The sequence below is a fragment of the Streptococcus timonensis genome (assembly GCF_047460355.1).
GTDB classification, from domain to species: Bacteria; Bacillota; Bacilli; order Lactobacillales; family Streptococcaceae; genus Streptococcus; species Streptococcus timonensis_A.
Genome location: NZ_JASHGL010000001.1, coordinates 583,455 through 600,039, shown reverse-complemented (window position 1 = coordinate 600,039; position 16,585 = coordinate 583,455). Strand labels below are relative to the sequence as shown.

The 16,585-nt window shown below is 36.7% G+C and carries 15 protein-coding genes, 1 tRNA gene, 1 pseudogene and 1 riboswitch; of the genes and pseudogenes, 5 read left to right on the top strand and 12 right to left on the bottom strand.

Features of this window, described 5'->3' with window-relative positions:
• Positions 1-54: 54 nt before the first annotated feature.
• The 4 genes and pseudogenes from QM941_RS03170 to QM941_RS03155 all read right to left on the bottom strand — a co-directional run bounded on the left by QM941_RS03170 (position 55) and on the right by QM941_RS03155 (position 3,775).
• On the bottom strand, positions 55-852 hold the full coding sequence (locus QM941_RS03170; protein ID WP_414338760.1) for a formate/nitrite transporter family protein: 798 nt from the start codon (positions 850-852) through the stop codon (positions 55-57).
• A 257-nt stretch (positions 853-1,109) separates the two neighbouring features.
• Positions 1,110-1,907 carry a formate/nitrite transporter family protein gene (locus QM941_RS03165; protein ID WP_414338757.1) on the bottom strand — a complete coding sequence of 266 codons (798 nt, stop codon included), beginning with the start codon at positions 1,905-1,907 and terminating at the stop codon, positions 1,110-1,112.
• Positions 1,908-2,049: 142 nt separating this feature from the next.
• Positions 2,050-2,627: pseudogene (locus tag QM941_RS03160) on the bottom strand (hypothetical protein).
• Positions 2,628-3,265: 638 nt separating this feature from the next.
• Positions 3,266-3,775: a QueT transporter family protein gene (locus QM941_RS03155; RefSeq protein ID WP_075567490.1), complete on the bottom strand. Its 510-nt coding sequence runs from the start codon at positions 3,773-3,775 to the stop codon at positions 3,266-3,268.
• Positions 3,773-3,872, bottom strand: a riboswitch (PreQ1 riboswitch). (Overlaps the previous gene by 3 nt.)
• 28 nt (positions 3,873-3,900) lie before the next feature.
• Here QM941_RS03155 and QM941_RS03150 point away from each other — a divergent pair.
• The 3 genes from QM941_RS03150 to QM941_RS03140 all read left to right on the top strand — a co-directional run bounded on the left by QM941_RS03150 (position 3,901) and on the right by QM941_RS03140 (position 4,965).
• Positions 3,901-4,335 (top strand): GtrA family protein, encoded by a 435-nt coding sequence (locus QM941_RS03150; protein ID WP_414338755.1) that lies wholly within the window; start codon positions 3,901-3,903, stop codon positions 4,333-4,335.
• 68 nt (positions 4,336-4,403) lie between these two features.
• Positions 4,404-4,784 (top strand): large conductance mechanosensitive channel protein MscL, encoded by a 381-nt coding sequence (gene mscL, locus QM941_RS03145; RefSeq protein WP_414338753.1) that lies wholly within the window; start codon positions 4,404-4,406, stop codon positions 4,782-4,784.
• 109 nt (positions 4,785-4,893) lie between these two features.
• Positions 4,894-4,965, top strand: a tRNA-Arg gene (locus tag QM941_RS03140).
• Between the two features lie 44 nt (positions 4,966-5,009).
• Here QM941_RS03140 and QM941_RS03135 read toward each other — a convergent pair.
• Genes QM941_RS03135 through QM941_RS03125 form a run of 3 tightly spaced genes read right to left on the bottom strand, consistent with a single transcriptional unit; the run spans position 5,010 to position 9,019 of the window.
• The gene (locus tag QM941_RS03135; protein ID WP_414338750.1) at positions 5,010-6,176 is read right to left on the bottom strand and encodes an MFS transporter; all 1,167 of its coding nucleotides are present in this window, start codon (positions 6,174-6,176) and stop codon (positions 5,010-5,012) included.
• A 52-nt stretch (positions 6,177-6,228) separates the two neighbouring features.
• Entirely contained in the window at positions 6,229-7,116 is an 888-nt protein-coding gene (locus QM941_RS03130; RefSeq protein WP_414338748.1) for an XRE/MutR family transcriptional regulator, read from the bottom strand.
• 1 nt (position 7,117) lies between these two features.
• A complete protein-coding gene (locus tag QM941_RS03125; RefSeq protein WP_414338745.1) occupies positions 7,118-9,019 on the bottom strand; it encodes an ABC-F family ATP-binding cassette domain-containing protein in 1,902 nt (633 codons plus the stop codon).
• A 152-nt stretch (positions 9,020-9,171) separates the two neighbouring features.
• On the opposite strand from QM941_RS03125, the gene QM941_RS03120 reads away from it, so the two are divergent.
• The gene (locus tag QM941_RS03120; RefSeq protein ID WP_414338743.1) at positions 9,172-10,890 is read left to right on the top strand and encodes a phospho-sugar mutase; all 1,719 of its coding nucleotides are present in this window, start codon (positions 9,172-9,174) and stop codon (positions 10,888-10,890) included.
• A 302-nt stretch (positions 10,891-11,192) separates the two neighbouring features.
• Positions 11,193-11,540 (top strand): thioredoxin, encoded by a 348-nt coding sequence (locus QM941_RS03115; protein WP_414338740.1) that lies wholly within the window; start codon positions 11,193-11,195, stop codon positions 11,538-11,540.
• A 36-nt stretch (positions 11,541-11,576) separates the two neighbouring features.
• Here QM941_RS03115 and QM941_RS03110 read toward each other — a convergent pair whose 3' ends face one another.
• The 5 genes from QM941_RS03110 to mutY all read right to left on the bottom strand — a co-directional run bounded on the left by QM941_RS03110 (position 11,577) and on the right by mutY (position 16,530).
• A complete protein-coding gene (locus tag QM941_RS03110; RefSeq protein WP_414338902.1) occupies positions 11,577-12,350 on the bottom strand; it encodes a potassium channel family protein in 774 nt (257 codons plus the stop codon).
• A gap of 94 nt (positions 12,351-12,444) precedes the next feature.
• Complete coding sequence (locus QM941_RS03105) at positions 12,445-13,254, bottom strand: MBL fold metallo-hydrolase (protein WP_414338737.1); 810 nt, start codon at positions 13,252-13,254, stop codon at positions 12,445-12,447.
• 1 nt (position 13,255) lies between these two features.
• Positions 13,256-14,605 carry a cell wall metabolism sensor histidine kinase VicK gene (vicK, locus tag QM941_RS03100; RefSeq protein ID WP_414338734.1) on the bottom strand — a complete coding sequence of 450 codons (1,350 nt, stop codon included), beginning with the start codon at positions 14,603-14,605 and terminating at the stop codon, positions 13,256-13,258.
• Positions 14,598-15,302: a response regulator YycF gene (gene yycF / locus QM941_RS03095; protein WP_414338731.1), complete on the bottom strand. Its 705-nt coding sequence runs from the start codon at positions 15,300-15,302 to the stop codon at positions 14,598-14,600. The genes vicK and yycF overlap by 8 nt, the downstream gene beginning before the upstream one ends.
• A 64-nt stretch (positions 15,303-15,366) precedes the next feature.
• Positions 15,367-16,530 (bottom strand): A/G-specific adenine glycosylase, encoded by a 1,164-nt coding sequence (gene mutY, locus QM941_RS03090; RefSeq protein ID WP_414338728.1) that lies wholly within the window; start codon positions 16,528-16,530, stop codon positions 15,367-15,369.
• Positions 16,531-16,585 lie beyond the last annotated feature (55 nt).

Below are 16,585 nucleotides of genomic sequence, written 5' to 3'. Positions count from 1 at the left end.
ACATTCATTATAGCATGGATAGATAAAAAGAAAAAGTTGGAATAAATCCAACTTTTAATCTACGTATGTATCTTCGTTTTTGTTTAAGAAGGCGTATGGTAAACCAATCAAAAGCCCACCACCGATAAGGTTACCGATAAAGGTCACACCCCAGTGACGAAGGATATTACCAATACCAAAGTTAGCAATTGTGTCTGCTGCGACACTGAATTTTACGATAGCGAAGGAAGCAAAGTTAGCTGCAATGTGTTCGTTTGTCAAGAATACAAACATATAAATAGCAGATAAGACAATCCAGAGTTTCGCAGCACTGTCTTTAATCAAGACAAAGGAAAGAATGGCAATATTTACGAAGACATTTGCCAAAATAGCTTCAAGTAAGACTAAATCATTACCACGACCTAGCTTCATCTCAACAACACCTGAAATAAAGCTTTCATGTGACAATTTTGCGAAAGCTGCCGAATGAGCGAATCCCCATCCTGCTATGAGGGAACCAATCAAGTTGAAGAAAGTACAGTAAAGTAAGATCTCTGCTGTTTTCTTCCAGTTAATCTTCTTCAAGAATGTACCTGCAGTCAAGAACATCATATTTGATGTTACCAATTCTGCATTTAAGAAAACGATATAGACAAGTCCCCAAGCAAAAACAAATGGGAAAAGGAAACGGCCTGTTCCTGGGACAATTTTATTGATCAAGTCAGCACCAATCGCACCCGCAGCAGTACTGAAGGTCAAAAAGGCACCTGCAAACATCGAACGAATAGCGTACTTGAACTTGTGCTGATTGTATAGGCTTTCCTTTTTGTGACAAGCAAATTCAATCTTTGAAATAAATTCTGAAGAAACCATATAAACTCCTAAAACATTTTATTTGTGAATATTATAACATAAAATCAATATTATGGGAAGGCTTTCCTAAATCAATCACTAATATTTTTTAAAAATATCGGTATCGTTTACACCCTTGTAGTATTCAGTTTTTACACTTCAAATATCTCTGAAAACTATTCCTGAACTTCTAGAGATATTTATTATATTTAATATAATTTTTAACTAAAATAAAAAGAGAGAAACCTAGCATTTCTCCCCACTTCAATTGATATATTTTAATCTACATAAGTCTCTTCATTTTTATTAAGATAAGCGTATGGTAAGCCTATCAAGAATCCTCCACCAATCAAGTTAGCAATGAAGGTAACACTCCAATGACGTAGGATATTAGGAATATCAAAGTTAGCAATCTGATCAGCTACAATACTAAATTTAATAATGCTAAAGGATGAAAAGTTAGCTGCAATGTGCTCGTTTGACAAGAAAACAAACATAGAAATAGCTGACAAGATAATCCACAGCTTAGCACCGCTATCCTTAACTAAAATAGATGATAGAATGGCAATATTTACAAACATATTTGCCAGAATCCCCTCCAACAAGACCAAATCACTAGGTCTTGCTAACTTTTTAGCTACAATTTTGGGTAGGTAACTGTCGTGTGTTAGATGTGAAAAAGCAGATGAATTAGCAAAGCACCAACCTGCTAAGATAGCTCCAACTAAGTTGAAAAAAGCACAATAGAGTAAGATAATAAAGGCCTTCTTCCAATCGATCTTCTTCAAGAATGTTCCAGCTGTCAGGTACATCATGTTTGATGTGACCAATTCAGCATTTAAAAATACAATGTAAACCAGTCCCCAAGCAAACACAAAGGGAAAAAGAAAATAGCCAGCACTAGGGATGATGCTATTTAGTAGATCTGCACCGATAGCCCCAGCGGCTGTACTAAAGGTTAAGAAAGCGCCTGCGAACATAGAACGAATGGCATATTTGAACTTACTTTTGTCAAATAGATTTTCTTTCTTATGACAATAATAATCAATCTTTGAAATAAATTCTGAAGAACTCATATAAACTCCTAAAAAATTTTCTGTTGCTATTATAACATAAAAAACTTTAAGAGAATAAAGAATTTTTCAGACCTTATTTTTCCATCATCTTTTTTAGAAATCCTTACCCAAGCTACAGCGAAAAATCATTACCATCTAGCTATTAGTTGCCAAAGTTCATAATTTCTTCCCTACTCATTCCAATAAGCTTCGAAACCCACAAGCCCACAATATCTGACAAAACAGAATCGCAGACATATTCATTCTCACCATGACCATATTTACAGGTGAAAAGAGGGGGGCTTATAGCTGATTGATAAAAATTGAAGGCTAACTCTTGTAGTTTTTCTGGCTCAAATTCAAGTCCCAACTCTTGTGCAAGTCCAGCTCTCACTTTATCCCACACTACCCCTTTTGACTGATAATTTTCTCGTGCTTTGTTGAGAAATCCTTGACAAAATTTTGCTAATAAATCCTTTTTTTGGTAGAGCAAACGACAAGAAAAACAGAGATAGAACCAGCATGAAGAAAGAAGGCAAGCAGGCCCTTAAGGCTTTCTGCCACCCTCCCAACTTGTCCTTCGCTTCCTATAAAGCCGATACTCTCATCCTCAAGAATTACATATTCTCCCCCGCTGCAATCTTTAGCAAAGGCCCTGTGCGAAAGAGAATAAACTTCATTGTTCTGAGAAAATTCGACCTCTTTCAACTGGTCATAAAATAAAATATCACATTCCTGCATCAATAAAGTTCTTAGTTGATTATCTTCTCTTATTACTTATAGTTGATTCATATTAGCTACTCTCCTAGATTTGACAACTGTCACAAGTGACAACAATCCAATTTTAGCAATCGACTCTTAATAATGATGGATTTTAATATGGCACTTCTTGGCCACATTGGCAAGATTTTTCAATAACTCCTCGCTTCTTTTGCTTTTTCCAAAATAAAAAGTAAAAGATTTTCCATCTTTCCTTGTAAAGTACAGATGATACCTGTCCCCATTCATTCTTCTCCCTCGAACGTAAGCAATATCAATCTGTCTAATTTCAGCTAGAGGAATAATCCTTTTTCTAAAAAGAATAATCGTGTGAATGTATAATCTTCCCTTTGAAATATGAAAAGGATCCAACATACTCCCACCACTTTTTAAGGATGTCTTAACTCTTTGGAAAAAAAGATAGAAATAAAATAGTGCTAAAAAAATTAACAAAAATCTAATGACCTGATGTTTCCAAAGGACTTCAAAAACTGAAATATGATAACTATACATATTAAAATAATCCCTTTTTTCTTTATTATACCACTTTATCTACTAAAGAACCTCAAATATAAAGAAAAAGCAGTTGAACCAGGTTCAACTGCTTAATTGTTTAAAAATTATCTAGTCAAATCAATTCGTTGACCAATTTTTCCAATGATAATAGCTCCGATGATTAAGGAAGCAAATTCTCCGATACCTGTAGTGAACCATGTCAAGAAAAATGGAGCTTCAGCAACAAGATACAATTCAGCCGCAATTGTTACCATAGATATTGAGAATAGAATTGAAAAGAAGAAATGATCTTTTCGAATCAATCCATTAAATAGATAGTCTTTGCTGTATTTGCTAAACAAGATGACTCCAAGACTTAGGAATACTAAAGTCGATCCACCTCCAACGGCAACGTCGATAATACCAAAGCTGAAGAAATTGGCAATCATACATCCAATCGTAACACCAATGATGTACTTAGGATTGTAGAAAGCTAAGAAATTCATCATCTCAGAAATACGGAACTGATAGGCACCATAACTGATAGCATTTAGCGGTGGAGTAATGGTCAAGACCACATAGATAGCGGCGACAATGGCAATATCTGCCATATCACGAACAGTAAGTTTTTTCATATTTTCTCCTTTAGCGGTTTACCCGCGTTTAATATGCTTGGTGAAAGAAGCTAAGCACCAAGGGTTGATGAAAAGTCAACTTTACAAGTATAGCACAATTATTTGCTTTGTGCTATACTAATTTTATGAAAAAATATTTAAAAAAATTTTTTGATAATGAAATACTTTCCTATTTATTTTTCGGTGTTGCTACTACCATAGTTTCTGTAGGAACTCGCATGATCATTTTTTATCTAACACGCGAAGAGCTTTTTGCCACAGCTGTTGGAAATATAACTGGAATTCTCTTTGCCTTTGTTACAAATGATACCATTGTTTTTAAGCAAAAACGAAAAAATTGGTTTAATCGTTTAATAAAATTCTCAGCAGCTAGATTCTTTACTTTTGTACTAGATCTTCTTCTAACTTTTGTTTTTGTAACGACCTTCCCACAAATTATTGGCCAATTTGTAGGTCACAATATAGATGCTATTAATACTATTGAAATTTTTATAGCTCAGGTTTCCATTGTTATATTAAATTACCTTTTTAGTAAGCTTTTTGTATTTAAAAATAAATAGTTAAATCCCTTGATTTTCCTATAAAACTGCGATATAATGTAGTCTGAAAATATGAAAGGAAAAAGATTATGTTAAAGGATCTTAAAAATTTCTTACTCCGTGGCAACGTTGTTGACCTTGCTGTCGGTGTGATCATTGCCTCTGCTTTTGGTGCTATCGTGACTTCATTTGTTAATGATATCATCACTCCACTCCTATTGAACCCAGCCTTGGAAGCTGCGAAAGTACAAAACATTGCTGAGCTTGCATGGAATGGTGTTACATATGGTAAATTCTTGAGCGCTATTATCAACTTTGTTGTTGTAGGTACTGTTCTTTTCTTCGTTATTAAAGCTATTGAAAAAGCACAAAACCTTCGTAAGAAAGATGAACCTGTTGAAGAAACTCCAGCAGGACCGACTGAATTGGAAGTTCTTCAAGAAATTAAAGCACTTCTTGAAAAAAAATAAACATTTAAGAGGATTTAGTTTTTGCTAAATCCTTTTTAGTATCCTCCATATAGTGCATATACATTAGTCTTGAGTTACACCATATTTTTTGATATAATGGTGAAAGTTTCCACTCTTAGTGTAATGGATATCACGTAAGATTCCGGTTCTTGAGATGGGGGTTCGATTCCCTCAGGGTGGATGGATTTAAACAAAAAAACAGCCAAACCGCTGTTTTTTTGTTTATTAATCTTGTCTTTGAATATAAATCATTGATACCAACGAAAGAAAAATAACTCCGAGTCCGATGATTAAAAAGGAAACTAATTGCACACTTGGTAGAAATGTCATCAAACCTTTCGCAATCGGCATAAAGAGAATTGCCAGTGTAAAAATGGTACTCAATACCCTCCCCAGATAGTCTCCGTCAACCTTGGTCTGTACCTGAGTGAAAAAGTGAATATTAAAAATTGTCATAAAGAGTTCACAAATTAGGTTTCCTGAAAAAGTAAGAAGATTTGGCAGTGGTAAACCCATCATGAAAACTCCTACTCCTGTTAAAATCAATAAGAATAAAAGCATCTTCATACTAGATTTAAATTTATTGGCTATCAGTGCTCCTATGATTGAGCCAATCGCACCCATGGTTAAGATAGTCGCATAGGCTCCGTCTACACCATAAAGTTTATTTGAAAAAGGAAGCAAAAATTCAAAGGCAGCAAAAAAGAAATTAACGCTGGAAGCCACTAACAAGAGAAAGAAGATCTCTTGTTGACGCCAGATATAGTTCAAGCCATCTTTGATATCCGCAAAAATATCTTTCCCAGTAAAAGGTTTCTTATCTTGAATCTTTGGTTCTTCTTTTGGAAGTAAGGCTACTAAAACAAAGGCAATGAAAAAAGTCAAAGCATCTAGTAAGAGCGCCATATGAAGACTTGCAAATTGTAAAACAAGGAAAGAAAACACGGGAGAACTGACACCCACCACCTGCAAAACTAGCTCCAAATGAGAGTTATAGGTCACTATCTCATCTTTCTCTACAATCTCTGTTATAATAGCTTTATTAGCAGTGCGAGAAAAAGCAAAGGCAATCGCCTGAACAATATTAGCAAAAATTAGAGCCACAATCATCCAGCTATCATTTCTGATAAAAGAAATGGCCAAACAGAGAATACCACAAATCAAGTCTGTCATCATCAAAATCTTGCGACGTGAAAAACGATCTGAAACAACCCCACCAAAAGGATTGACTAGAATGGATGTGACGAGTTCAGAGATCTGATAAATCCCTAAAACGGTCTGTCCTATCGTTCCCATTGATGCCAACCAAACACTGTTTCCATAATCATAGAGCATATTTCCTATCTTGTTTATAGCACCACGACTAATTAACTGCACTGCGAATCGATTCATAAAAACTCCTCTCAAATTTTGAAACTATTGTATCAAAACTTGGAGGAGTTTCTTATTTTTTCCCGTATTTGGGAAATTTAACTTTGACAAATTTTTCGTAGTGTTCCTGATAGTAGGCTACTTGCTCTGGAAGACCTAGCACGTCAAAAATATGCATAGATTCTTGCATCTGCTTACAACCTTCTTTACACTGTCCTTTTTGGTACAAGGAAAAGCCTTTTAGATAATGGAAAATATTACGCTCATACAGTTTGATACCATTACAGATAATCTTCTCTACGTAAGCTTCAAAATAGCTGGAATTTTCAAAAGCAAAATTTTCCAAGCAATGCTGGTAACAATTAAGAGCTAAAATCAAGACCAGTTTTCGATGACGACCAATCTCTTGATAAAATTCTTCGCGCTCCATCACTTCTCTACCAAGTCGAGCAACATAGTCAACATCATAAAAGCTATAGAGATTACCAAATAAAATCAACTCATACATGGTCCATTCTTCTGTTTGAAAAAGATAATCTGCTACCTTGTCCAAATCACTTTGTTTCATACTGTAACTAGCATCTCTTTGACAAATTAGACCTTGTAATAAAATCCAGTTCAGCTCAAAATAGAGGGGATTAGTTGAACTCTTAGCCTTTTCAAGTTGTTCTCTTTGAAGCTTTTGAAAACCTGCAATATCATTTGAGTAGTAAAGTGAAATAATCTGAGCCATCAAGCTGACATGCTCATGATGTTGAAAATTTCTGGCCTTATCCATAAAATTTTCAAGCGTCACGTGAATATTATCTAAAATTTCAAAGAAACGTGAAGTAGCCAGATCCGACTCTCCAAGTTCAAAACGAGATAATTGAGAGGTCGAGCAGGCTTCTCCTGCAGCTTCTTTTAGAGAGTAATTTTTACTGATTCGAAATTCACGAAAAACTTTTCCAAGATTTTCCATCCTACACCTGCTCCGATAATTCTTCCCACTCTAGCATTGCTTCTTCTTGACGATGACTGATTTTATCCAGTTCTGCTTGTAATTGTATGAGTTCATCCGCATCATTGGTTGTATGCATTTGTTCAGAAATGGCTTGGGACTGAGTTTCCAGTTCTTCGATTTCTGCCTCTAAGTTTTCGATTTGTCTCATCAACTTACGAAGTTCTTTTTGACTCTCTTTTTGGGCTTGATAGTCATTAACTGGAGAAAACTCTTTTTCTTGGCTATAAGCTGCCGCTTCTTCCGCTTGACTAGCTACTAGCTCTGCTTTTTTATCAACATAATAGTCATAATCACCTAGATAAAGGGTTGATCCATTCTCGGATAATTCCAACACATGAGTAGCTACACGGTTGATGAAATAACGGTCGTGGCTGACAAAGAGAAGAGTTCCGTCAAAGTCAATCAGGGCATTTTCTAGAACTTCCTTACTATCAATATCCAAATGGTTTGTCGGCTCGTCAAGAATCAGGAAGTTATTATTTTCCATTGATAGTTTAGCTAGAAGCAATCGAGCTTTCTCTCCACCTGAAAGCATGCCAACTGATTTCTTAACATCATCACCTGAAAAAAGGAAGGCGCCTAAACGATTTCGGATTTCCACTTCTGGTGTCAATCTAAAATCATTCCAAAGTTCATCTAAAACTGTATTGCTTGGTGTCAACTTACTTTGAGTTTGATCATAGTAGCCAACTTCTACATTTGCACCGAAGCGCTTCTCACCCTTGATAAAGGGAATCTGGTCCACAATAGACTTGATAAAGGTTGATTTACCAATACCATTAGGTCCTACGATAGCAATAGCATTCATCTTACGAAGGTCGAGGTTGATAGGCTCTGATAATATTTCTCCATCATATCCAATAGCAGCATTCTCAACTGTCAGCACAATATTACCAGATGTTTTATCAGAGTGAAAGGTCATATTGGCTGATTTATTCCCAGCTTCAGGCTTATCTAAACGCTCCATCTTTTCCAGTTGTTTACGTCTAGATTGAGCACGCTTGGTTGTCGATGCTCGAACGAGATTTCGGTTAACAAAGTCTTCTAAAGCAGCAATTTCCTTCTGTTGCTTTTCGTAATTTTTAGCTTCAGTTGCTAATTTTAGTTCTTTTTGCTCAACAAAAGAAGAGTAATTTCCCACATATCTATCTAAAGAATGTTTGGTTAAGTCGAGTGTTATGATCGCAACCTTATCGAGGAAATAACGGTCATGGCTGACGATAATTAAAGCACCGCTATAATTTACCAAGTAATTCTCTAGCCAGGCTATAGTTTCAATATCTAGGTGGTTAGTCGGCTCGTCCAAGACCAAGAGATTAGGCTTTTCAAGGAGCATTTTGGCAAGGGCTAAACGGGTATTTTGACCACCGGAAAGCTCAGCGATTCGCATCTGCCACATGGACTCGTCAAACTTGAATCCATTTAAGATAGAGCGAATATCGGCTTCATAGGTAAATCCTCCAGCCTGACGGAAATTTTCTGATAGGCGATCATAGTCAGACATAAGTTTGTCTAATTCTGCACCAGTCTTTTCCCCCATCTCCAACTCCATCTGTCGAAGTTGTCTTTCAGTCCGACGCAAATCATCAAATACATGTAGCATTTCATCGTAAATAGTATTTTCAGACTCAAAGCGACTATCCTGTGCTAGATAAGAGAGGGAAATATCTTTTTTCTTATTGATTTCACCAGTGGTTGGCTCCTCTTCTCCAACCAATATCTTGAGTAATGTAGACTTTCCTGCACCATTTTTCCCAACGAGGGCAATGCGGTCTCTTTCATCTACTTGTAGGTTTATATTATCAAAAAGAACCTCTCCAGCAAAAGAACGTTCAATTTTATTAGCTTGTAAAATAATCATACAGTTAGTATAGCATGTTTCGGTAAGCCGTTCAAGACTTGTGGTTTAGGTACATTTCATAACTTTTTCAGAAACTCATGCTAACGTTTTACTAAAACTTCAAATCGTGGTATAATTTAAGCGATTAGATTATATATTAAAGGAGATTTCCTATGGCTTACCAAGAAAACTACCAAAATTGGGTTGATTTCGCAGAACTTCCAGACTATCTTCGTCATGATTTGGAAAATATGGACGAAAAAACTAAGGAAGACGCATTCTATACAAATCTTGAGTTTGGTACTGCAGGTATGCGTGGATTGATTGGTGCTGGAACTAATCGCATTAATATCTACGTTGTTCGTCAAGCAACTGAAGGTTTGGCTCGTTTGATTGAGTCAAAAGGTGGAAATGAAAAAGAACGTGGTGTAGCCATCGCTTATGATAGCCGTCACTTTTCTCCAGAATTTGCCTTTGAATCTGCAGCAGTTCTTGCTAAACACGGTATTAAATCGTATGTTTTTGAAAGTCTCCGTCCAACTCCAGAGCTTTCATTTGCAGTTCGTCACCTCAACTGCTTTGCAGGTATCATGATTACTGCCAGCCACAACCCAGCTCCATTTAATGGTTACAAGGTTTATGGTGAAGATGGTGGCCAAATGCCTCCACACGATGCTGACGCTTTGACTACCTACATCCGTGCTATCGACAATCTTTTCGCTGTAGAAGTCGCTGATGTAGAAGCTGAAAAAGCTTCTGGCTTGATTGAAGTTATCGGCGAAGCTGTCGATGTTGAATACCTCAAAGAGGTGAAGGACGTAAACATCAACCCCGCCTTGATTGAAGAATTCGGTAAAGACATGAAGATTGTCTACACACCACTTCATGGTACTGGTGAAATGTTGGCTCGTCGTGCTCTTGCTCAAGCAGGATTTGACTCTGTTCAATTAGTTGAAGCCCAAGCAACTCCAGACCCAGACTTCTCAACTGTTAAATCTCCAAACCCAGAGAGCCAAGCAGCCTTTGCACTTGCAGAAGAACTTGGTCGTCAAGTTGGTGCAGATGTTCTTGTGGCAACTGACCCTGACGCTGACCGTGTTGGTGTTGAAGTTCTTCAAAAAGATGGTAGCTACCTCAACCTTTCAGGTAACCAAATCGGTGCCATCATGGCTAAGTACATCTTGGAAGCTCATAAAAATGCTGGAACTCTTCCTGAAAATGCAGCCCTATGTAAATCAATCGTATCTACTGACTTGGTAACGAAGATTGCTGAAAGCTACGGCGCAACTATGTTCAACGTCTTGACTGGTTTCAAATTTATCGCTGAAAAAATTCAAGAATTCGAAGAAAAACACAATCATACCTACATGATGGGGTTTGAAGAAAGCTTCGGTTACTTGATTAAGCCATTCGTACGTGATAAAGATGCCATCCAAGCTGTTCTTGTCGTTGCTGAACTTGCTGCCTACTACCGTTCTCGTGGTTTGACTTTAGCTGACGGTATCGAAGAAATCTACAAAGAGTACGGCTACTATGCTGAAAAGACAATCTCTGTTACTCTTTCTGGTGTTGACGGTGCTGAGCAAATCAAAGCAATTATGGCTAAATTCCGTGAAAACGGGCCTAAAGAATGGAACGCAACAGCAGTTTCAATCACTGAAGACTTCAAAACACAAACATCTACTGCAGCTGATGGCACTGTAACAACCTTGACAACTCCTCCAAGTGATGTATTGAAATACACTCTTGCAGATGGTTCATGGATTGCAGTTCGCCCTTCTGGTACTGAACCAAAAATCAAGTTCTACATTGCAGTTGTTGGTGAAAGCAACGAAGATTCACAAGCTAAGATTGCTAACATCGAAGCTGAAATCAATGCCTTTGTAAAATAAGCAAGTATATAAAGGTCGGGAAAAATCCTGACCTTTATTTTTGATGACAAAGTATAAAGCTGACTATAATTTATATCATCTATTTTTGATGATGAAGTAAAAGATGACTGTAATTTATATCTTCTTCTTGTTCTTTTGAGCAGAACTTCAGTTTCTATATCTTTAAAGAAACACGGACATTGGACTAGAAAATCAGACTTAGTCTACTGATTTCTTCCCCACCACCTATTCGCGTATCAAAACTGAGCAATTTTAGCATTTTTATGGCATACTAGTTTTATCAAAATAAACGAGGTATTCTCATGGAACAATTTTTAGAAAACATCAAAGATCTTGAAGTGACTACAGTTGCGCGTGCTCAAGAAGCTCTTGAAAAAAAAGAAACTGCTACTTTCTTTATCGGGCGTAAAACATGTCCCTACTGCCGTAAATTTGCTGGCACATTGGCTGGTGTAGTGGCTGAAACCAAAGCACACATCTACTTCATTAATAGTGAAGAACCAAGCCAACTTGAAGCTTTACAAGACTTCCGCTCACGCTACGAAATTCCAACTGTACCAGGATTCGTTCATGTTAAAAATGGACAAATCAAGGTTCGTTGTGATTCATCTATGACAGAAGAAGAAATTAAAGAATTTGCAGGATTATAAAAACCACTCGATTGAGTGGTTTTTGTGTTTTCTATATTAATACTTGTTAAGTAATTCTTGTACCATTTTATGAAGTTCTTCAATTCTTTCAGCCTGCTTCTCAACTAAACGCCTTTGCATAACCAATTCATTCTGTAGTTGTTCTAATTTGGATTCTTCATTAGAATTTTCTTTAACAAAAAAATTAGTTAAGGCACTTGTCAGCATCCCAATCGTTCCTATACCCACTAGCATTAAGATTATTGCTAACCATTTCCCAAATATCGAATTTGGGACTATATCACCATAACCAACAGTTGTTACTGTAACAATAGCCCACCAAAGACTATCCGAAAAAGCCTTCTCCTCAACAACTGATAAGATTGAGCTTCCAACAAATACAATAAACAAATTGACATATAAGATATAAAGCAAGCCATTCGTTCGCAGTAATCTACTAGCTTTTCTTTCTAATTTTCCACTTAAACCAATTATTCTTAATAACCTTGTAAGTTTAACTAATTTTGTTAATTTTGCTAAACGAAAAATACGTCCCAAACGAAAAACTGTAAAAATAGCATTTAAAGGAAGAATCGCTAATAAATCAAAAACATTATCAATAATGAAACGAAATTTTTCTTTACTAGAAAAGAAACGCCATAGATAATCCACTATAAACACTATCCAAATCATTAAATCAATAATATTGTAAGGCGGATTATCCAAATCTATAACATCCATAAAACCAAAAACAACTAACACCACAGATATCAATGCTAATAATAATATGGTTGTATCATAATAATCTGCAAATGTCCAAGTCTTTTTCAATTTATATTTCTCCATTATAATCGCTTATGAAATCATTATATCATAAATTAAAAACTAAGATTCATTAAAAAGGAACACCTAATGGTGTTCCTTTTTATATATCCGTTAAAGGTGTTGCAGTATCTGGTGAAGTGTCATAAACTTGAAAGTCTACTCCTACTCCTAGATCTGCCTGAGCCAACTGATTGACCATCGTCATATGAGCCAGCTCCTTGATATTATTCTCTTTAGATAGATGTCCTAGGTAAATCTTCTTAGTACGATTTCCAAGTGTACGAATCATGGCATCTGCACCATCTTCATTTGATAGGTGGCCAAGGTCAGACAGGATGCGTTGTTTGAGTCGCCAAGCATAAGATCCAGCTCGCAGGATTTCAACATCATGATTTGACTCGATTAGATAGCCATCTGCATTCTCGACAATACCAGCCATTCGATCACTGACATAGCCTGTATCAGTCAATAGGACAAAACTCTTATCATCCTTCATAAAGCGATAAAATTGAGGAGCAACTGCATCATGGCTAACACCAAAACTTTCAATGTCAATATCACCAAAAGTTTTAGTCTTGCCCATTTCAAAGATATGTTTTTGTGATGAGTCAACCTTTCCAAGATATTTGCTATTCTCCATAGCCTGCCAAGTTTTTTCATTAGCATAAAGGTCCATGCCATACTTGCGCGCAAGAACCCCTACTCCATGGATGTGATCCGCATGCTCATGCGTAATCAAAATAGCATCCAAATCTTCTGGCTTACGATTGATTTCACCCAATAAGCTTGTAATTTTTTTACCAGATAAACCGGCATCCACTAAAATCTTTTTCTTTGGGGTTTCTAGATAGAAGGAATTTCCACTAGAACCCGATGCTAAAATACTATATTTAAAGCCTGTTTCACTCATTCTAGTCTTCTACTTCATCCTCCCATACTTCTTCTTTTACAGCATCCTTATCATAAGGAAGCACAATAGTAAAGGTTGAGCCTTTACCATATTCACTTTTGGCCCAGATAAATCCATTATGTTGCTTGATGATTTCCTTAGCAATGGCTAATCCTAGACCTGTTCCACCTTGAGCACGGCTTCTAGCACGATCCACACGATAGAAACGGTCAAAGATTTTAGGTAAATCTTGTTTTGGAATTCCCAATCCTTGATCGGAAATAGATAGAATCATCTGATCGTCAGTTGTTTTCATAGAAACAGTGATTTTCCCACCATCTGGTGAATATTTGATAGCATTGTTTAAAATATTATCAATCACCTGAGTCATCTTATCTGTATCGATCTCAATCCATACGGAAGTAATTGGATAATCTCTAATCAATTCATACTTCAGATTCTCATCCTGACTTTTGATTTTATCAAAACGATTGAGGATAAAGGTAATGAATGCAGTAAAATTAGTTAATTCAACATCTAAGTTGCTAGTAGCATTATCAATACGCGATAGATGTAAGAGATCTGTTACCATTCGCATCATTCGATTGGTCTCATCTAATGATACTTTAATAAAATCAGGCGCAACTGGTTCTGACAAAGCACCTTCATCCAAGGCCTCTAGATAAGATTTCACACTAGTCAAAGGAGTTCGCAGTTCATGGCTAACATTCGATACGAAGAGCCTTCTCTCCCGTTCTTCCTTCTCTTGTTCAGTTGTATCGTGCAATACAGCAACAAGACCTGAAATAAAGCCAGATTCTCTACGAACAAGAGCAAAACGCACACGAATACTTATGTATTCTCCATTCACATCCTGAGAATCTATCATCAATTCCGGACTTTGAGTAATCAAATCTCGCAGCTCATACTCATCTTCAATATGGAGTAATTCTAAAATATTTTGGTTGAGTGCTTCATCTTTTACAATCCCTAATTGTTTCTTGGCCATATCATTGATCATGATAATTTGCCCACGGCGATTGGTAGCAAGCACTCCATCAGTCATATAAGAAAGAATAGAATTTAATCTTTTACTCTCTTGCTCAAGATTTTCATGGGTCAGACGGATAACTTCTGACAGGTCATTGAGATTATTTGCGATATTAGTAATCTCGGTAGAACCTTGAAGGTCTAGAACGTGAGAATAATCACCAGCAATCAAATCCTTTACTTTTTTGTTTAATTGTCTAAGTCTAATGCTATCTCGACGATTTTCAAGCAATAGAAAACTGAGCAGTAGAATAAAACCAATTAAAATGAGGCCAAAGACGAAATCTCTTGTGAAAATTGTTTGTCTAATTACTTCAATCATTATTTCTCATATAATATCCTACTCCACGACGAGTTAGGATGTATTCTGGTCTACTTGGTGTGTCTTCGATTTTCTCGCGGAGACGTCTAATGGTCACATCAACGGTACGAACATCTCCGAAATAATCGTATCCCCAAACAGTCTCTAAGAGGTGTTCACGAGTAATCACTTGGCCGATATGTGACGCTAGGTGATACAAAAGCTCAAACTCACGGTGAGTCAACTCTAGCTCCTCACCATATTTTTTGGCTACATAGGCATCTGGGAGAATTTCCAAATCACCAATTTGCAGACTTTGTAACTTAGTGTCTGATTCTTGATTATCAGTAGCAAGTACAACCGAACGACGTAGCAAGGCTTTAACACGCGCCTGCAATTCTCGATTTGAGAAGGGCTTGGTCACATAATCATCAGCTCCAAGTTCTAGTCCGATAACCTTGTCAAATTCGTTGTCTTTGGCAGAAAGCATAATAATAGGAACACTACTTGTCTTACGAATTGTTTTAGCAACTTCAAGCCCATCAATCTCTGGCAACATTAAGTCCAAAATAATAATATCAGGTTGTTCGGACTCAAATAACTCAATTGCTTCACGACCATTAAAGGCTGTCACAACATCATAGCCTTCCTTAGTCATATTAAACTTAATAATATCTGAGATGGGTTTTTCATCATCTACAATAAGAATTTTTTTCATATAGTCACCTTTTTCCTTTACTCATTATACCAAAAAAACATAAAGAAGACATAAAACACTGACTTTATAGACCTCTTTTTAAATAGGTTTGCCAGATTTTCTGTTGGGGTTTTGCTAGTGGATACAGACTAAATTCTTCCGGAGTCAGCCAAAGGACTTCTCTATCAGTATAATCCTTATTTTCAGATACCTGACCGGCAATAAGTTGAATATGCCACTTACGATGGCTAAAAACATGCTTGACTTCCTCAAAGCTAACATCAAGCCAATTTACATCAAGGTCATAGTCTTGTTCAAAGCTAGCTTGGGGAGACGGACCCATTTCTAGAATTGGTTCAGCAACTTGACTAAAAAGGTCCAAGTCATGAGTTTGCTCTGAGAATTCATTAACTTCAATCAAGGGAAAATGCCAAAATCCAGCTAATAGTTTTTCGCTCTCGTTCTTTTCCAATAAGAATTGCCCTTTTTCATTTGATACCACTAATGCCTTTAGATAGATTGGAATTGGTTTTTTCTTTGGTGCTTTAATGGGATAGCGATCCATGGTCCCGTGTAGAAAGGCTGCGCTAAAGTCCTTAACTGGACTATCTTGAGGTCTAGGATTGACAGGCGCTTCAATATCAGAACCTAAATCCATCAAAGCCTGGTTAAAATCACCTGGACGATCTGGATCAATTAAGATTTCCATCATAGCTTGAAAAATTTTACGATTGCTGGGATTGCCAATATCATGATTTACCTCAAACAAGCGAGCCAAGACTCTCATAACGTTCCCATCAACTGCAGGTTGTGGAAGATTAAAGGCAATACTTGAAATAGCACCAGCCGTATAGGGACCAATCCCTTTCAAGCTTGAAATACCTTCGTAAGTTGAAGGAAATTCTCCATTAAATTCATTCATAATCTGCTGAGCAGCAGTTTGCATATTGCGAACACGCGAGTAATAACCCAAACCTTCCCAGGCTTTTAAAAGTCGCTGTTCGGATGCATTTGCTAAAGCTACAACACTTGGGAACCAATCCAGAAAACGTTCATAATAGGGAATAACTGTATCAACTCTGGTCTGTTGCAACATGATTTCAGAAACCCAGATATGGTATGGATTTTTGCTTCTTCTCCAGGGTAAATCACGCTTATTTTCATCATACCAAGCTAAAAGTTTTTGACGGAAAGAGAGAATTTTTTCCTCTTCCCACAGGGTCACACCATATTTCTCTAAATCTAACATATGTCTAGTATAGCATATCCTTAAAGGATACTCAAAAGCTAGTTAACCGAGGTAT